Below are 16,895 nucleotides of genomic sequence, written 5' to 3'. Positions count from 1 at the left end.
TTGTCGGTGCCTGGTGACACAATGTGTACATGGCAACACTAGTAGCGACACCGAGGTCTCGCGCGCTGGGCTTCGGGATCCGCGCGGCGAGGAAGGCGCGCAACCTCGGCGTGCGCGAACTGGCGCGCCTGGCGGGGGTGGTGGCGCAGGATCTCTCGCACTGGGAGAGCGGGACGCGGGTGCCCAAGATCGAGCAGGTGGCGAGTACGAGCGCACCGCCTCGGCGATCTTCGCCTGGGAGCCGCTGCTGATCCCCGGGCTGCTGCAGACCCCCGACTACGTGCGGACGATCCTCGCGGCCGCCGGGCGGCCGCGGGCGGAGGAAGAGCTGCGGATCAAGGTGCGCCTGATGCGGCAGGAGGTGCTGACCGGGCGGGATCCTTCGCCTTACACCGCGCTCCTCGCCGAGACCGCGCTGAGGCAGCGGCGCGGCGGGGCCGAGATCATGGCGCCGCAGCTCAGGCACCTCGCCGAGCTGGCGCAGCGGCGGAACGTGAGTTTGCGGGTCCTGCCGGACAACGAGGATTTCCACCCGGGCCTCAACGGTTCCTTCGTCATCTTCGACTTCGCCGACCTGCCCCCGATCGTCTTCCTGGAGCAGTACCGGGGCAGTGCCTACCTCTACGATGAGCAGCAGGTGGCCGATTACCGGGCGGCCCAGCGGGCGATGGCGGCACTGGCCCTGAGCGAGCAGGAATCCTGCGCGCTCGTCCGGGAGGTGATCGCCGACTTGGAGGCGTGATGTGGCGTAAGTCCAGTTACAGCGGCACCGAAGAGAACTGCGTCGAGGTGAAGCTCGGGCCGGTGTCACAGATCCGCGACACCAAGGACCGCTCGGGTGGCACCCTGACCGTCAGTTCGGCCGCTTGGGGGGCTTTCCTTCGCAAGGCTAAGCGTTAACCTGGGCGCATGATCAAGCGCACGGTGCTGGACGCCACCCGTGAACTCCTCCGCGAACTCGGCCTCACCACGGTGTTCGGCAATCCCGGTACCACCGAAGTGCCGTTCCTCACCGACTGGCCCGACGACTTCGACTACGTCCTGGGCCTGCAGGAATCCGCCGTCGTGGCGATGGCCGATGCCTACGCGCAGGCCACCCGGCAAGCCGTGCTCGTCAACCTGCACTCCGCCGGCGGGGTCGGGCACGGGCTCGGCAGCCTCTTCAACGCCTACCGCAACCGGACGCCGTTGATCGTCGCCGCCGGGCAGCAGCTGCGGTCGCTCATCCCGCACGAGCCCTTCCTCGGGGCCATGGAAGCGCCCGAGTTCCCGAAGCCGTACGTGAAGTGGTCGATCGAGCCGGCCTCGGCCGAGGACGTCCCGGCCGCGCTGGCGCGGGCCTACCACGTCGCCACACAGGCGCCGTCCGGGCCGGTCTTCGTGTCCGTTCCCGCCGACGACTGGGCCGTCACCACCGAACGGCCCATCGTCTCGCGCCCCCGGATCCGCGGCTTCGCGCCCGATCCCGAGGCCGTCGACGAGCTCAACGCCGCCCTGGAAGCCGCCGAACGGCCGGCGATCGTCGTCGGGGGAGCCGTCGACCAGGACGGAGCCGTCGTCGAAACCGTCGCGCTCGCCGAACGGCTCAACGCCGCCGTGTGGGTCGCGCCGATGTCCTACCGCTGTTCGTTCCCCGAGGACCACCCGCTGTTCCAAGGGTTCCTCGACCCCGAACGCGGCGCGGTCGCCGACACGCTCGCGCCGTACGACCTCGTCGTCGTGCTCGGGGCGCCCGCCTTCACCTACCACGTCGACCGCGGGCGCGGGGAAGCTCCGCTGCCGCCGCTGTTCATCGTCAGCGACGACGAACAGGTCCTCGCGCGCGCCTTCGAAGGCACCGGCATCCGCGCCACGCCGAAGCTGGGCATCCGCGCGCTGCTCAACGTCGTCGAGCGCAGCACACGGCCCGCGCCGGCCCCGCGGCAGCGTCCCGCGAAACCGGCCGGTGACGCGCTGACCGGCGAACTCGTCTACTCGACGCTCGCGGATCTGTTGCCGGACAACGCCTTGGTCGTCGAAGAGGCACCCAGTCACCGCGGGATCCTGCACGACCACCTGCCGATCACGGCCACCGACACCGGCTTCCTGACGATGGCCAGCGGCACGCTCGGCTACGGTGTCCCCGGCGTGGTCGGCGCGGCGCTCGCCCGCCCGGACCGCAAGGTCGTCGGCGTGATCGGCGACGGTTCGAGCATGTACGGCATCCAGGCCCTCTGGACGGCGGCGCGGGAAGAACTGCCCGTGACGTTCGTGATCCTGGACAACTCCGAGTACGCGGCGGTCCGCATCCTCGGCGACGCGATCGGCGGCGCGAAGCTGCCGGGCACCGAACTGGGCGGCATCGGGTTCGCGGCGCTGGCGGAGAGCATGGGCTGCCACGGCGTGACGATCACCGAGCCGGCCGAGCTGGTTCCCGGCCTCACGGCGGCGCTGGCCGACCCGCGCCCGACGCTGGTCCACGTCCGGGTGGCCTCGTCGTCGAAGTCGCTGTACTGAAAAGCCCGTTGGTGGTCCACAGTGGATATCCACTGTGGACCACCAACGGGTCAGCTGCGGGTCCGGGTTTCCCGGACGTCCGAGGTCCGCTCGGCCAGTTCCCACTCCGCGGCGTCGGACGCGGCCGTGGCGGCCTCCGCCGGCGTGCCGCCGTGCAGCAGCCGCGCCACTTCGCCGCGCAGGGTCACGAACTCGGCCGACTCGCGCGTGGTGATCTGGTCCCGCGCGGCGGGCAGGCCCACCGGCAGGTCCGCCACGATCGACGCCGGTGACTTCGACAGCACCAGCACGCGGTCGGACAGGTACACGCTCTCGTCGATGTCGTGGGTGACGACCAGGACCGTGCTGCCCTGCTCGCGCTGCACGCGCCGGGTCAGGTCCTCGAGCTCGAAGCGCGTCTGGGCGTCGACCGAGGCGAACGGCTCGTCCATCAGCAGCAGCGCCGGGCGGCTGGCCAGCGCGCGGGCGATCGACACCCGCTGCTGCATGCCGCCGGACAGCTGCCACGGGTACTTGCCACCGACGTCCGACAAGCCCACGTGGGACAGCGCTTCGGCCGCCCGTTCACGACGTTCCGCGCGGGAGATCGGCCGCCACCGCAACGGGAACTCGACGTTCTTCTGCACCGAAAGCCAGGGGAACAGCGAACGGCTGTAGTCCTGGAACACGACGGCCAGGTCGTCCGGGACCCCGGAGACGCGGTCGCCGTGCAGGCTGACCGTGCCGTCGGTGGGCGGGGTCAGCCCGGCGATGCAGCGCAGCAGCGTCGACTTCCCGCAGCCCGACGGGCCGACGATGCTGGCCAGCTGCCCGGCTTCGACGGTGAACGAAAGGTTGTTCACCGCGGTGTGAGCCTTGGCCCCGCTGCCGTAGGTGTGACTGAGGCCGGAAACTTCGAGCATGGTGGACATGGGAGAGGCCTTTCCAGCGTCAGTCGCGGCCGAGACGGGCCGGCTGCCAGGCCAGCACCCGCCGTTCCGCGGCCAGGAAGATCGTGTTGAAGACGTAGCCGAGGATGCCCAGCAGCACCAGCCACGACCACATGGTCGGGAACTCGAAGTCCTGCTGGGCGTTCAGCAGCGACCGGCCGATGCCGTTGTAGGCGCCGACGAGCTCGGAGACGACCATCAGCAGCAGCGAGATCGACAGGCTCACCCGCAGCCCGGCGAAGATCTTCGGCGCCGCCGACGGCAGGACGACCATGCCGAGCCAGTACGCCTTGGGCGTGCGGAACGACCGCGCCGTCTCCACCTTCACCTGGTCGACCGAGCGGACGCCGTCGACGGTGTTGAGCAGCACCGGCCACACCGCGCCGAAGATGATCGACCCGATCTGCATGCCCGAGCTCAGCCCGAACAGCACCGCGAACACCGGGATCAAGGTGGGTGGCGGGATCGAGCGGAAGAACGCGAACAGCGGGCCGACGTAGTCCATCGCCGTCGCCGACCGGCCGAGGAGCACGCCGATGACGATGCCGACGACCGCGGCCAGTGCCCAGCCGCCGAGCGTCCGGCCGAGGCTGGGGAACACGTTGTCGAACACGGCGTCGGTGAGGAACAGGTGCGACGCGGGCCCGGTGAACCACAGCTTCGCGGCGGTGCCCGCGATCTCCGACGGCGGGGGGAAGAACTTGCTGCCGCCGGCCCGGGCGGCGAACTCCCAGCCGACCACCAGGATCGCGAACAGCAGCCAGTTGCGCAGGACCGTGGCGGCACCGCGCGCGGCGCGCCGGCCCACCCGGCCCGAAAGGGTCGCCGCGGTCACGCGATCGCCTCCCGGTCCACCGAGCTCCACCGGAACAGCCGCTTGCCGAGCTGTTCGAGGCCCTCGTTGATCAGGTAGCCCAGCGTCCCGGCGACCACCGTGCCGGCCAGGACCAGGTCGAACCGGATCGAACCGGTGCTGGCGACGATGATGAAGCTGCCCAGGCCGAGCTGGGAACCGGCCAGGAACTCGACGCTGACGACGGCGATCAGCGAGATGGTCGCCGACAGCCGGACGCCGGTGAAGACGAACGGCGCGGTCTGCGGCAGCGCGACCGACGTCAGGATGCGGAACCGGCTGGTCCCGCACGCGCGGGCGGTCTCCATCAGCACCGGGTCGATTTCGCCCATGCCGTAGATCGTGTTGAACATGATCGGCCACAGCGAGGCGTAGACGGCGAGGGTGATCTTCGCTTCGGGCCCGGAGCCGATCACCAGCAGCACCAGGGGAACCAGCGCGGTGATCGGGATCGGCCGGAGGAACTCCACGATCGCGGCGGTGGCCGTGCGCAACGCCGGGATGCTGCCCAGCAGGAGCCCGGCGGGTACGCCGACCGCGATCGCGACGACGATGGCGATCAGCCAGGCCAGCATGGTCGCGACGATGTCCCGGATGAACTCGGGGTCGCCCAGCAGGTCCCCGACGGTGACCAGCACGACGCTGGGCGGCGGGGTGAACGTCTTACTGACCAGGCCGACCTGGACGACAACCTCCCAGAACAGGAGGAAGCCGACCAGGCCGGCCAGGCCGCGAAGCAGTTTCTTCACGTCAGTTGGTCGCCTGCGGGGCGATCATCGGCGCGGCGTCGACCTTGCTGGTGATGACGCCCATCTGCAGCAGCAGGTCGGGCACCCGCTGCAGGCGCCGGGCGTCCAGGACGGAGCCGTAGCCGGGCAGGGTGAGCAGCTTGGCCGTGTCTTCGTCGATCTTCGCGTACTTGACCAGCAGCGGTTCGACCTTCGAGCGGTCGTTGATCGCGTCGCTGGTGGCCTTCTTCATCGCCCGCTGGAAGGCCGAGAGGGTCTTCGGGTTCGCCTGCACCCACTTCGTCGTCGAGCCGTAGCCGGTCAGCGGGAAGTCCTGGCTGGCGCCGGTGTTGATGTCGATGACCGGCGTCGCGCCGACCGTCTTCGCCGCCTGCGTGAGCATCGGCTCCGGCATGTAGGCCGCGTCCACCTGGTTGTCCTTCAGCGCCGCCGCCATGTTCGGCAGCGGGATCAGGGTCCACTTGACCCCGTTGAAGTCGACGCCGTGGTCCTTCATGACGGACTTGGTGAGGATGTCGGACGCGGTGTTCATGGCGGTGATCGCGATCCGCTTGCCCTGGAGGTCGTTGACCGTCTTCACCGGCGAGGTCGGCACTGTGACGATCGCGTTGCTCTTCGCGTTGACGGACGTGCCGTCGGCGACGAGCTGGATGTCCGCGGCGCCCTTGCTCTTGGCGACGAAGAACGGCGTGTAGGTCGAGAGGGCGATGTCCGCTTCGCCGGAGATCGCCTTCTGCATCGACTCCTGCCCGCTCTTGGCGACGATCTGCTCGACCTCGAGACCCTCGGCCTTGAAGTAGCCGCCGTCCTGGGCCAGCCAGAACGGACCGAGGTCCGTGGTCGGCATGATGGAGACCTTGATCTTCGACTTCTCCAGGCCGCCCCCGTTCGACGAGGCGTTCGAGCTGTCCGAGCCGAGCGCACTGCAGCCGGTGAGGGCCGTGGCGGCTGCGACGGTGAGGGCGAGCCCGAGCGCGGCGCGGCGAGTGCGAACCCGGCCACTGCTCATGGCGTTTCCAAGCAAGGCCTGCTCCTTGAAGAAAGTGACGGTTCGGGAACCGATTCCGGTGGAAGTGCGTGACTCATTCTCGGAAGTCACGCGGCCACTGTAGAGAACGTGACAGCTTGCTCACAATGGGTGGAATCACTACCTGACCGAGTGGCGCACGTCACTCTTTCGGCCTCTGGTCTAGACCCACTGCTCCACTCGCCGTAGCTGTTCACCCAGCGTAGGGTGGGGTTCCTGAATTCGCGACGGCTGCTGTGCGTCGACTGAGCGAACGCTGTGCAAGATTGAGTGGGTCCTGTCGGGAGGGTTACATCTTCCCCGGCCGTTCGCTACCCTCTGCACCTGCGGGGAGGTATCAACCTCCGATGTAGTGAGAGAGAGTGCCTGGATGGCCGATCAAGAAGTCCCGCTTCGGTGTACCAGCACACACTGTGCTTTTCCTGAGAGAATCTTCCCCGCAAAGACCACTGCCTGGCCGGGCACAACCGCCGCGCCGGTGGATTAGGCCGACCAACAGACCGATGCAGGACCAGCGCAGGGACCCGACCGTGATGCTCGAGCTGAACCGATTCCGTCCGGCTGGACGGGGTTCAGGTACCTCCAGTGCCGACACTGGAGACGATCTTTTCACCCGTACGGGTAGCGTCTTGCGCTGGGCTCCTTCCGATGGGCCGGAGCGCCGGAACGCCGGGAGCGTGCAGACGAGTGGCTGAGGAGAACGCGATGCGCCCTGGCGGGCGCTGGACCGACCAGGGTTTCCCGAGCACGAACGATGATGGTGGAGCGGCGGTGCCGAACGAAGACGCCGCGGGGGTGGGAGGGGCCCCTGCGCAGTCGCCCGGAGCGGATCCGGGCCGGAAGACCGGGCTGTTCTCCGGCATGCGTGACTGGCGGCTGCGGTCCAAGCTGGCCGCGGTCCTGATCATCCCGACCCTGACCGCGCTCGCGCTGGGCGCGGTGCGCGTGATCGACGACGCCCGCGAGGCGGCCGAGTTCCAGCGCACCGCCGACCAGGTGGCGTTCGCCGTCAAGGTCACCACAGTGGTGCACGAGCTGCAGAACGAGCGCTCGCTGTCCGTTGCGCGGATCTCGTCGCAGAACCAGCTGCTGCAGACCGGGCTCGACTCGCAGATCGCCAAGGTGGACCGCGAGGTCCAGGACCTGCGCGACGCGGCACGCACCCTGGACTACGACGACCAGGCGACCAAGGACCGCTACACCCGCGGTCTCCAGCGCCTCGACGCCCTGCGTCCGCTGCGGGCGGCGTTCAACACCTCCAACAGCCTGCCCGACATCACGGTGCTCACCGCCTACTCGGGCATCATCGACTCGCTCATCGAGCTCGGCCGCGAGGTGACCACCGCGGTCACCGACCGGGACGTGCTGCGGCTGGGCACGAGCACGCAGGCGGTCAGCGAGGCCAAGGAGTTCACCACCCGCTCCGACGCCGAGCTGCAGATCGCCGCGTTCCGCGGCAACTTCCCCGGTGACCTGCTGGACCAGACGCGCGCCTCGGCGTCCAGCGCGGACGCCTCCGTCGCGGCCTTCCTCGCGAACGCCGACGACGACCAGCGCCAGCTCTACAACGACACGTACTCCGGTCCGGAGGTCGACGACCGGCGCCGGATCCAGACCTCGGCGTTCTCCTTCGCGCAACTGGGTGACCCGCCGAACATCGACACCACCGCGCTCGGCAAGGACAGCACCGTGTCGGCCGACAAGCTGCACGCGGTCGAGTCGAACCTGCTGGCCCAGCTCAAGACCCGCGCCGACGATCTCGCCACGCAGAAGGTGAACTCGGCGTGGGTCGGCGGTGCCGTGGTGCTCGCCGCGCTGGCGGCCGCGATCGCGCTGATGCTCGTCGTCGCCCGCCTGATGCTGCGCCCGCTGCGGGTGCTGCGGAAGAGCGCACTGGACATCGCCTACACCCGGCTGCCCGAGACCGTGCAGGGGATCCTGGACGACCCGGACCCCGTCGGCGCCTCGAAGCGAGCCGTCCAGCCGGTGCCCGTCAACACCCGCGACGAGATCGGCGAGGTCGCGCGGTCGTTCGACATCGTCCACGAACAGGCCGTCAAGATGGCCGCCGAGCAGGCCCTCCTGCGCGAGAACGTCAACGGCATCTTCGTGAACCTGTCCCGCCGGTCGCAGCGGCTGGTGGAACGCCAGCTCGGCGTCATCGACCGGCTCGAGGCCGACGAGCAGGACCCGGACCACTTGGCCAGCCTGTTCGAGCTCGACCACCTCGCGACGCGGCTGCGGCGCAACGGTGAGTCCCTGCTGGTGCTCTCCGGCGCCGGCCTGGCCAAGTCGGTGCCCAAGCCGGTGCCCGCCGCCGACGTCATCGGCGCCGCGGTGTCGGAGATCGAGCAGTACGCCCGGATCGAGGTCGGCATCGTGCCCGACGTCGCGGTCCAGGGCCTGGCGATCCACGACCTCGTGCACGTCCTCGCCGAGCTGCTCGACAACGCGACCTACTTCTCCGAGCCGGAGACGAAGGTCATCGTGCGGGCCGTGGTGACCCGGCGCAAGGCGCTGGCCATCCAGGTCACTGACCACGGTGTCGGCATGAGCGAGGAGCGGCTGGCCGAGGTCAACGCGCGCCTGGCCGACCCGCCGGACCTGGACGTGTCGGTGACCCGGCGAATGGGCCTGTACGTGGTTTCGCGGCTGGCCAAGCGCCACGGCATCGAGGTCCGGCTGCGCGAGAACGAGGACATCGAGGGTGGCGTGATCGCCCGGGTCGTCGTCCCGGCCGAGCTGCTGACCCAGCTCCGCCCGGGCATGCAGCGGCAGACCCCGCCGCCGGCGAACCGCTCCGAGACGTCGATGTCGATGCCGAGCATCCCGATCCCGGCCGCGCGCTCGGACTTCGACCAGACGCAGTCGTTCGCGCAGACGCCGCCTTCGGCGCCGCCGCCACCGCCCCCGGTGCACGAGCCGGTGCCGAACCAGGGCGGCCTGGTGCCGCTCGACCAGCCGATCAGCCTGGACGACCTGGTCAGCGGCGGCCGCGCGGCAGGCCCGTTCCTGTCGCCGGACCTGCCGAAGCCCGAGACGCCGGCCTGGCCGACCGCCGAGGACCTGGCGCCGCTGGCGCCTTCGTCGAACGGCGACGGGGCCAGCTCGCGAGCCGCCGACACGCAGTTCGCGCCGCTGGTGCTGCCCAAGCGCGAGCCGAAGTTCGTGCCGCCGGAGGAGCCACCCGCGCCGCCGCCACCCGCGAACGAGGTGGGTTCGTCGGCGCTCGAAGACGATGTACCCACCCGGCGGTTGCCGATCTACCAGTCGGTGCTGTCACGCTGGTTCAGTGAAGGTGACGACGCGGCAGCCGACCCGGTGCCGACGCAGAGCGAGGGCGAAGACCCCAACCTGCCGCCGCTCACCGGTACCGACGAGCAGCCTGCCCCGCCGCCGCCCGCGCCGGCCGAGCCGTCCCGTGACGAGCTCCAGCCGACCGCGGCGACCCGGCACCCGCTCCTCCCGGCCGACGACGGCTGGCACAGCGCCTCCGACGACGGCTGGCAGGCGGCGCAGTCGCTGCTCGAGTCCAAGAACGAGGAGATCACCCCGGCCGGGCTGCCGAAACGCGTCCCGAACGCCTACCTGGTGCCGGGGTCGATCAGCAGTCCTTCGGTCGACGCGCCGCCGCAGAACAGCTTCGCGGACAACACCGCGGGGATGCCCGGAACGGGTGCGATCACCCGCTCGGCGTCCGCGGCGCGGAGCCGGATGGCAAGCTTCCAACGGGGCTACACCTCGGGACGGCACGCCTTGAAGGAACTCCCGGCCGAAGAACAGCTGCAAGGCAGCAGGGTTCCGGGGCGTGGCAACACCACAGACAGCAGTGAGGAGTGAAAGTGACACGGGCGGGTGCAATGCAGCCGGGTGGCTCCGCGCAGCCGAACGGCCAGGCGCATGCCAAGGCGAACAATGCCGGCAGCTTCGCTTGGCTGATCACGGATTTCGTGCACCGGGTGCCCGGCGCGGCCCACGCGGTCGTGGTGTCGGCCGACGGCCTGCTCCTGGCGGCCTCGCGGGGTCTGCCGAAGGACCGGGCGGACCAGCTGGCCGCGGTGGCGTCGGGGCTCACGAGCCTCGCGCGCGGCGCGGCCAAGGTGTTCGAAGGCGGGACGGTGGCGCAGACCGTCGTCGAAATGGCGAACGGCTTCCTCTTCCTCATGTCGGTTTCCGACGGTTCGTGCCTGGCGGTCCTCGGTTCGCCGGAGAGTGACATCGGCTTGGTCGTCTACGAGATGACCTTGCTGGTGGAACGGGTCGGCCAGCAGCTGACTCCGGAGATGCGGGCGCAACTGCAGGGTGCGGCCGTCCGCCGCTGAGGACCTGGGAACCGAGGAGAGAGCCGTGGACGACGGGCGCTTGAGGGGTGAAGGGCGGCTCGGTGACGACTTCTCCGGCGGGTGGTCCGACCAATCGGACGACGGCCGGGAGGACTGGCAGTCGTTCCGGGACCGCGTCGACCGCGAGTGGCGCGCGCGGCGGGTGCAGGCCTCCGACAGCGACCCCGTGCGGGAGCCGCCGAACTGGCTGACCGACAGCAACGCCGGGCAGGAACCGATCCGGCCGATCGCCGGGGGCACCGAGTACCGCGACCGCCTGCTCGGCGGTCCGGGCGCGGAGCTGTTCGGCGGTTCGAGCGGGCCGCTGTACGACGCGCACGAGTTCGCCGCGTACAGCGCCGAGCGGGACTTCTCGTCGGGGCCGGACTCCGGGGAGCTGGCCGCGGCGCTGCCGCGGCAGGCCCACCAGGAGTACGTCGACGAGCCGCCGGCGACGGAGATGGAGACTTCGGGCCTGGTCCGGCCGTACTTCCGGACCCGGGGCCGGACGAAGGCGACGCTGGACCTGGCCATCGAGGCGTTGATTTCGACCAGTGAGCAGGGCCGGATGCTCGACCGGGTCCGGGTGCCCGAGCACCGGTCGATCTGTGACCTGTGCCTCGACACCAGGTCGGTGGCCGAAGTGGCGGCGCTGCTGCGCCTGCCGCTCGGCGTGGTGCGGGTGTTGATTGGTGACGTGGCGGGCCTCGGGCTGGTGCTGGTGCACTCCAGCAGCCCGACCGTGGGCGACCGCCCGAGTATCGAGTTCATGGAAAGGGTGCTCAGTGGGCTTCGGAGAATTTGACTCCGACGCGAACGCGCCGCAGGTGACGGGTCCGACCTCGTCGGCCAAGATCGTGGTCGCCGGCGGGTTCGGTTCGGGGAAGACAACGATGGTCGGGGCGATCTCGGAGATCGACCCGCTGACCACCGAGGCCATGATGACCGAGGCCAGCGTCGGACACGACGACACCTCGGCGACGCCGAACAAGACCACCACCACCGTGGCGATGGACTTCGGGCGCATCTCGCTGGACTCGGACCTGGTGCTGTACGTCTTCGGCACCCCTGGTCAGCACCGGTTCTGGTTCATGTGGGACGACCTCGCGGTCGGCGCCATCGGCGCGGTCGTGCTGGTCGACACGCGGCGGCTGGCCGACGCGTTCCCGTCGATCGACTTCTTCGAGAACCGGAAGCTGCCCTACGTCGTGGCCATCAACTGCTTCGACCGGCTGCTGCACCACCAGATCGAGGACGTCCGGCACGCGCTGACCATCGCGCCGTCGGTCCCGATCATGGCGTGCGACGCGCGGGAGCGCGAGTCCGCGAAGCAGGTGTTGATCTCGGTCGTCCAGCACGCGATCGCGCACGATTCGGCGCTGCGCGCGGGATAGCCCATGACGCCCCGATCCGGATGCGGCCGTTGGAGTGAACTCCGCGTGCTTCACCCACTTCGGGGAGTGCTGTCACCGTCCGGAGGAGTAGCCGGCCGGGGCGGTCCGCCGGCGCCGGCGAGCGTGGTGCCCGCCTGGGCTGGTCGCACCCGGGCTGACCTGCGTGGACAGCCCACGGGTGTGAGCCGTGGGCGACGACGTGGTGCGTCCCCCGGATGGGGGAGGCAAGCCGGGCTGCCGCGGAACTCGGCCGGGTGCACACGTAGGGTGCGCAGCGGCCGGCCGGTGGCGGGCTCGACACCACCGGCGGTGCGAATACGCTTTACCGTGGCGTCGCCGACCGGCCGTGCCGGGCGCTCCGGGGTGCGGCGGGCGACGCCGCACGAGCAAGGAGGAGCAGGAGTGACGGCTTCCGGCCAGGGCACGTTCGGCTGGCTCATCACGGACTTCGTCCGCCGGGTACCCGGTGCCGCGCACGCCGTTCTGGTGTCCGCGGACGGGTTGCTGCTGGCACCGTCGGAGGGGCTGCCCCAGGAACGTGCCGAGCAGTTGTCGGCGGTGGCGTCCGGGTTGATCAGCCTGACGGCGGGGGCGGCGCGCTGCTTCGAAGCGGGCGGCGTCAACCAGACCGTGGTGGAGATGGAGCGCGGCTACTTGTTCTTGATGTCCGTTTCGGACGGTTCGTCGCTGGCGGTGCTCGCCGCGCCGACGTGCGACATCGGCACGGTCGCCTACGAGATGACCCTGCTCGTCGAGCGGGTCGGCCAGCAGATCACCCCCGAGCTGCGCGCCCAGCTCCAAGGCGGCGTGCGTGGGTAGGGCGAGATGAGGATTTCGGGATTCGACGATCCGGACTCCAGCGGCTGGGACGCACTGCACCGCGGCACCGAGCGCGAGGGTTTCGATTCGCCCAGCAAGTTCGACATGTCGACGCTGTCGATGATCATGCCCAAGCGCAAGCCGTCCCGCCCCCAGCCGGACCCGCAGGGCTACACCGACGAGGACACCCGCGAGTGGGGCTCATCGGCCGACGACGACGATTACGAGGCTTCCTCGCCGGACTTCGCGGGCGCTGACGACGACCGCGACGAGCCGACGGGCCGCCGGGCCAGGCGCTCGACTTCGCGGGAGTACGCCGCCGACGAACACGCCCGCCCGGAACCCCGGGCCCTCCCCGGCCGGCGCTCGGCGGAGTACACCGCCGGCGGTCACGACCGCGGTGAGTCCGCGGGGTACCGCAGCGAGCACTCGCCGGAGTTCGGCGACGAGCCCGCCCGCCCGGCGTTCGGCGGCTACCAGGGCTCGCGCTCGCCGGAGTTCGGGCGCGACGACTACGCCCGTCCGGAATCCGCGGGCCACCAGGGCTCGCGCTCGCCGGAGTTCGGCGACGAGCCCGCCCGCCCGGCCTTCGGTGGCCACCAGGGCCGCCGCTCACCTGAGTTCGGCGACGACTACGCCCCGCCGGAACCCCTGGGCTACCAGAGCACGCACTCGCCGGTGGTGGCCGAGGACGGCTACGACCCCGTCGAACCTGAGTGGCAGGACGGGGACAGGTTCGAGCCGGAACCTCCGCCGCTGGAGCCGGCGTGGACCCCGCCGCGGGGTGCGCGTCCGCCTGCTCCGCCGCGGCCGCCGGTCCACCACCCGCCCGCCCCGCGGCCGCCCGCAGCCCGCCCACCCGCGCCGCGGCCGCCCGCCCCGGTGTCGAGGCCCGCGTACCCGGCGACCCCACCCGCACCCGTGTCGCGGCAGGCGGCGCCCCCGCCCGCGTGGAGCCCGCCGCCCCCCGCCGACTGGACGCCCCCGCCGGACCCCGAGACCCGCTGGATCCCGCACCCGGAACCGTGGGAGGACCCGGCCTGGAACGAGCCGGCCCGGGTGGCCAGCCCGGTGCCTGTCGCGTCGTCGGGGTCGCGGGTCCGCCCGTACACCCGCACCGGCGGCCGCACGCGGTCCGACCACAACCTGGCGCTGGAGGCGCTGGTCTCGACGTCCGACGACGGGCGCCGCTACCGCGGGGTCCGCTCGGTCGAGCACCGCCGGATCTGCGACCTGTGCCTGGACACCCGGTCCGTGGCGGAGATCGCCGCGCACCTGCGGCTGCCCCTGGGCGTGGTGAAGGTGCTGGTCGGCGACATGGCCGACATCGGCCTGGTGCTGATCCACCAGACCGAGCTGATCCTCGGCGACCGGTCGTCCCGCGAGTTCATGGAACGCGTCCTGGCCGGCCTGCGCGCCCTCTAAGCCGGGGTGAGGTCGAGGGTCAGGGTGTTGCCGTCACCCGGCACGAACCCGTTGATCAGCGGCGTCGCCGAGCCGCAGTTCTCGAAGGCGCCGATCGCGTAGGTCGATTCGAGCCGGCCGCCCTTGCCCACGGCGAAATCGTCCGAGGTCCACTCGGTCGTCACCGGCTCGGCCGTGCCGCACTCCGCGCCGACGTCGTACGGCACCCCGTTGACGCGGACGTCGGAGAGCGTCACCGGCCAGGTCGCCGAGCCGGAGAAGCCGCCGGACACCGAGCCCTCGGCGTGGCCGGGGCCGAACGTGACGGTTCCGCCGACCCGGCCCACGCCCGGCACCGACCGGGTGACCTCGACCGGCGGCAGCGTGATCGTGCCGGCGAAGCTGCCCCGCCCGATGTCCAAGGCGAGCTTCCCCGGCCCGAGATCGAGGTCTGCGTCCGGCTTCGCGATGTGCGTGGTGCCGGTGACGGTGTACTCGGAGTGGCCGGGCGGCGCGGCCGCCGCCGCGGTTCCGGCTCCGCCCAGCACCGTTGCCGCGGCCAGCGCGGTCACGCGTGTTCCCCGCTTCATGCACCACGCTTACCACCGGCCCGAAGCAGCCCGGCGGGGATTCACCGGATCCGGCGTCAGTCCTCCACGAGCGCGGCGGACGTGATGCGGTGCAGGGAGTAGCGCTCGTTGTTGTCGCCTTCGAGCACCCCGCCGCCGACGCGCACGGGCCGGACGACGCGCTGGCTCGCCGTCCCCCGGGAGTCCACGAACCCGATCCACACCTCGCGGCGCTCCAGCGTCGCGCGGGACAGCAGTTCCAGCGTCGCCGACGTGTCCGCGCCGCCGCCGACCGGCGCCCGCACGGCGGAGCCGCGGCGGCGGGCCGAAGCCGCGTCGCCGGCGCGGAGGTTGGAGACGATCCGGGCCGCCTGGTCCTCCGTCAGTACCGCCTGCTCACCCGGGCTGCGGCGCGCCGCCCGCGCCTTCGCCGGCAGCCGGCGGCCGCCGGGCCGGATGTCGACCACCCGGCCGTCCGGACCCTCCGCCGCCGGGGCGAACCCGGCGCCGCGCAGTGCCGCGAGGACCTCGTGCAGCGGGTCCGGGCTGATCACGACCGTCGGCGCGATGAGCCGCAGTGCGTGCTCCGCCGCGACCGGGTGGGCCAGCACCTCGGCCAGCAGCGCTTCGTCGTCGCACCGCAGGAACGACGCCGCGACGCCGCCGCGCAGCCGTCCGTGCCGCCGGGCGACGTCGTCGATCAGGTAGCTCAGCCCCTGCGGCACCGGCGTCGCCGACTTCGACTTGAACAGCGCGTGCAGCTCGTCGGCCGTGCGGCCGGTGTCCAGCGCGCGCCGCACCGAGCCCTCGGTGATCCGGTAGACCGTCGCGTGCCCCGCCGACTCGACGTCGGCGGCAGCCGAGATTTCGGCCGCCAGCTCCGGCTCCAGCGGCCCCGGCGCGACGACGGTCAGGTCGGCCTGCAGCAGCACGCGGTCCACCGGCGCGGGCAGCGCGTCCAGGATCGCCTCGACCGCGCCCGGCCGGTCGTCGGCCAGCAGCGCCCGCGTCGCCGTCGTGACGCCGCCGAGCCCGACGATGCCCAGCGCGCTCGCTTCGGCCATCGTCCAGCGGACGGTTTCGTCCCGCAGCCGCCCGCCCCGCCGAGGGGCTCGCCAGGCCAGCACCGCGACGAGCTCGTCGACGCTCTTCACGCCCGCCCCGCGCGGCAGGTCGGCCAGTGCGGTGAGGATCCGCCGCCGGGCGACCGGGGCCAGCGGGCGGCGGAGGTCCTCCGACAGCGGCGGGATCGGCTTGTCCTTGGCGTCGCGCCCGCCGGCCAGCCCCGGCAGGCGCGGCAGCTCCAGCCACGCCTGGGCGAGCGTCATCCACCGCTGCGCGGTCGGCGACGCGAGCCACGAGTCGGTCAGCGTCGTCGGCACCCACTCGGGCACGCTCGCCTCGCTGTCGGCGACGAGCCCGGCGCCCACGGCCAGTTCGGCCAGCAGGATGGCCTGGGTGTCGTCGATCTCCAGGTCCTTGGCGAGCTTCTTCAGCTCCCGGACACCGAGGCCGCCCGACTTGAGCACCGGCGGCGGGGCCGCCGACCACGCGCGCAGCAGGGCTTCGGTGTGGCGCAGGAACTCCATCGCCTCACCGGCCGCCGCCTCGTCCAAAATGGACGGTTGATGCGGGTGGACCGGCAGTTCGGGCTCGGTGAGGGTGCCGGGCGCGAACGCCCCGCCGCGCACCGCGATGCCGAGCTCGCGCGGCAGCTCGACGGTCTGGTCGTCACGCCGCAGCAGCAGGCCGCGGGCGAGCAGCTTCTGCACCGGCGTCCCGGCCTTCTCGAGCGGGAGGTCCAGCCCGGCATCGCGGGTGCGGCCGATCGGCGGGCCCGCGGCGAGGGCGGTCAGCACGCCGCGTTCGTCGTCGGACAGCTCGGCGAGCCGTGCGCCGAGGTCCTCCCCGGCCAGCGCAGGCGAGGACGAGCCCAGCCCGGCCGGGAACGGTCCGAGGGCTTCCCGGGCCGCGGGCGGCACGCGCAGGGCGTCGTCCGGGCCCCAGACCAGCGCCCGCGCGCGGAGCCGGGCCAGTGGCGCGGCCACGTCGTCGCCGATCAGCTTCGCGACGTCTTCGACCGGCACCGGGTCGCGGTCCGCCCCGGCGAGCAGGCACGCTTCGAGCACGGCCAGGGTGAAGGTGTCGAGGTCCTCGCAGGCGCGCGCGACCGAGCCCGGCGTGCCGGCGCGGGTGGCCAGCACCGTGCTGTCGGAGGGCGGGGGCGTGGACAGGTCGCGCCGCGTGCGGAGCAGCTCTGCGAGTGCGTCGTCGGACTCCGCACGCAGCCAGTCCGCCAGAGAGGTCGCGGGCATAGAGGACCAGGGTACCGG

16 protein-coding genes are annotated in these 16,895 nt (G+C 71.6%); 10 read left to right on the top strand and 6 right to left on the bottom strand.

Going from position 1 to position 16,895, the window contains the following annotated elements:
* Positions 1 to 29: 29 nt before the first annotated feature.
* Genes QRY02_RS33335 through mdlC form a run of 4 tightly spaced genes read left to right on the top strand, consistent with a single transcriptional unit; the run spans position 30 to position 2,496 of the window.
* Entirely contained in the window at positions 30 to 251 is a 222-nt protein-coding gene (locus QRY02_RS33335; protein WP_285993985.1) for a helix-turn-helix domain-containing protein, read from the top strand.
* Positions 161 to 742: a DUF5753 domain-containing protein gene (locus QRY02_RS33330; RefSeq protein WP_285993984.1), complete on the top strand. Its 582-nt coding sequence runs from the start codon at positions 161 to 163 to the stop codon at positions 740 to 742. The genes QRY02_RS33335 and QRY02_RS33330 overlap by 91 nt, the downstream gene beginning before the upstream one ends.
* A complete protein-coding gene (locus QRY02_RS33325; protein WP_285986773.1) occupies positions 742 to 900 on the top strand; it encodes a DUF397 domain-containing protein in 159 nt (52 codons plus the stop codon). The genes QRY02_RS33330 and QRY02_RS33325 overlap by 1 nt, the downstream gene beginning before the upstream one ends.
* 9 nt (positions 901 to 909) lie before the next feature.
* Positions 910 to 2,496 (top strand): benzoylformate decarboxylase, encoded by a 1,587-nt coding sequence (mdlC, locus tag QRY02_RS33320; RefSeq protein WP_285986772.1) that lies wholly within the window; start codon positions 910 to 912, stop codon positions 2,494 to 2,496.
* 50 nt (positions 2,497 to 2,546) lie between these two features.
* On the opposite strand, the gene QRY02_RS33315 is transcribed toward mdlC, so the two are convergent.
* Genes QRY02_RS33315 through QRY02_RS33300 form a run of 4 tightly spaced genes read right to left on the bottom strand, consistent with a single transcriptional unit; the run spans position 2,547 to position 6,036 of the window.
* Entirely contained in the window at positions 2,547 to 3,407 is an 861-nt protein-coding gene (locus QRY02_RS33315) for an ABC transporter ATP-binding protein (protein ID WP_285986771.1), read from the bottom strand.
* A gap of 19 nt (positions 3,408 to 3,426) precedes the next feature.
* A complete protein-coding gene (locus QRY02_RS33310) occupies positions 3,427 to 4,260 on the bottom strand; it encodes an ABC transporter permease (RefSeq protein ID WP_285986770.1) in 834 nt (277 codons plus the stop codon).
* Complete coding sequence (locus tag QRY02_RS33305; protein ID WP_285986769.1) at positions 4,257 to 5,027, bottom strand: ABC transporter permease; 771 nt, start codon at positions 5,025 to 5,027, stop codon at positions 4,257 to 4,259. The genes QRY02_RS33310 and QRY02_RS33305 overlap by 4 nt, the downstream gene beginning before the upstream one ends.
* A 1-nt stretch (position 5,028) precedes the next feature.
* On the bottom strand, positions 5,029 to 6,036 hold the full coding sequence (locus QRY02_RS33300) for an ABC transporter substrate-binding protein (protein WP_285993983.1): 1,008 nt from the start codon (positions 6,034 to 6,036) through the stop codon (positions 5,029 to 5,031).
* 723 nt (positions 6,037 to 6,759) lie between these two features.
* On the opposite strand from QRY02_RS33300, the gene QRY02_RS33295 reads away from it, so the two are divergent.
* From QRY02_RS33295 to QRY02_RS48745, 6 genes are all read left to right on the top strand, one after another.
* Entirely contained in the window at positions 6,760 to 9,894 is a 3,135-nt protein-coding gene (locus QRY02_RS33295; RefSeq protein WP_285986768.1) for a sensor histidine kinase, read from the top strand.
* Positions 9,895 to 9,914: 20 nt separating this feature from the next.
* Complete coding sequence (locus QRY02_RS33290; protein ID WP_003085376.1) at positions 9,915 to 10,376, top strand: roadblock/LC7 domain-containing protein; 462 nt, start codon at positions 9,915 to 9,917, stop codon at positions 10,374 to 10,376.
* Positions 10,377 to 10,401: 25 nt separating this feature from the next.
* Entirely contained in the window at positions 10,402 to 11,181 is a 780-nt protein-coding gene (locus QRY02_RS33285; protein WP_103336418.1) for a DUF742 domain-containing protein, read from the top strand.
* On the top strand, positions 11,162 to 11,770 hold the full coding sequence (locus tag QRY02_RS33280; RefSeq protein WP_285986767.1) for a GTP-binding protein: 609 nt from the start codon (positions 11,162 to 11,164) through the stop codon (positions 11,768 to 11,770). The genes QRY02_RS33285 and QRY02_RS33280 overlap by 20 nt, the downstream gene beginning before the upstream one ends.
* A 402-nt stretch (positions 11,771 to 12,172) precedes the next feature.
* Positions 12,173 to 12,589: a roadblock/LC7 domain-containing protein gene (locus QRY02_RS33275; RefSeq protein WP_003085368.1), complete on the top strand. Its 417-nt coding sequence runs from the start codon at positions 12,173 to 12,175 to the stop codon at positions 12,587 to 12,589.
* A gap of 6 nt (positions 12,590 to 12,595) precedes the next feature.
* Positions 12,596 to 14,014, top strand: a complete 1,419-nt coding sequence (locus tag QRY02_RS48745) for a DUF742 domain-containing protein (RefSeq protein ID WP_353068010.1) — start codon at positions 12,596 to 12,598, stop codon at positions 14,012 to 14,014.
* Here QRY02_RS48745 and QRY02_RS33265 read toward each other — a convergent pair.
* Positions 14,011 to 14,583, bottom strand: coding sequence for a hypothetical protein (locus tag QRY02_RS33265; RefSeq protein WP_285986766.1), 573 nt, complete (start codon positions 14,581 to 14,583; stop codon positions 14,011 to 14,013). The genes QRY02_RS48745 and QRY02_RS33265 overlap by 4 nt on opposite strands.
* A 56-nt stretch (positions 14,584 to 14,639) precedes the next feature.
* Positions 14,640 to 16,877, bottom strand: a complete 2,238-nt coding sequence (locus tag QRY02_RS33260; protein ID WP_285986765.1) for a helicase-associated domain-containing protein — start codon at positions 16,875 to 16,877, stop codon at positions 14,640 to 14,642.
* Positions 16,878 to 16,895: the final 18 nt, after the last annotated feature.

The sequence above is a fragment of the Amycolatopsis sp. DG1A-15b genome (assembly GCF_030285645.1).
In the GTDB taxonomy this organism is placed as follows: domain Bacteria; phylum Actinomycetota; class Actinomycetes; order Mycobacteriales; family Pseudonocardiaceae; genus Amycolatopsis.
The sequence above is the reverse complement of the archived record's forward strand: the minus strand, read 5'-3'. Positions and strand labels throughout refer to the sequence as shown.

Bases quoted from the DNA above. Each gene is read 5' to 3' on its own strand.
- QRY02_RS33335 (WP_285993985.1), top strand. From the start codon at position 30: ATGGCAACACTAGTAGCGACACCGAGGTCTCGCGCGCTGGGCTTCGGG.
- QRY02_RS33325 (WP_285986773.1), top strand. From the start codon at position 742: ATGTGGCGTAAGTCCAGTTACAGCGGCACCGAAGAGAACTGCGTCGAG.
- mdlC (WP_285986772.1), top strand. From the start codon at position 910: ATGATCAAGCGCACGGTGCTGGACGCCACCCGTGAACTCCTCCGCGAA.
- QRY02_RS33315 (WP_285986771.1), bottom strand. From the start codon at position 3,407: ATGTCCACCATGCTCGAAGTTTCCGGCCTCAGTCACACCTACGGCAGC.
- QRY02_RS33300 (WP_285993983.1), bottom strand. From the start codon at position 6,036: ATGAGCAGTGGCCGGGTTCGCACTCGCCGCGCCGCGCTCGGGCTCGCC.
- QRY02_RS33295 (WP_285986768.1), top strand. From the start codon at position 6,760: ATGCGCCCTGGCGGGCGCTGGACCGACCAGGGTTTCCCGAGCACGAAC.
- QRY02_RS33290 (WP_003085376.1), top strand. From the start codon at position 9,915: ATGCAGCCGGGTGGCTCCGCGCAGCCGAACGGCCAGGCGCATGCCAAG.
- QRY02_RS48745 (WP_353068010.1), top strand. From the start codon at position 12,596: ATGAGGATTTCGGGATTCGACGATCCGGACTCCAGCGGCTGGGACGCA.
- QRY02_RS33265 (WP_285986766.1), bottom strand. From the start codon at position 14,583: ATGAAGCGGGGAACACGCGTGACCGCGCTGGCCGCGGCAACGGTGCTG.
- QRY02_RS33260 (WP_285986765.1), bottom strand. From the start codon at position 16,877: ATGCCCGCGACCTCTCTGGCGGACTGGCTGCGTGCGGAGTCCGACGAC.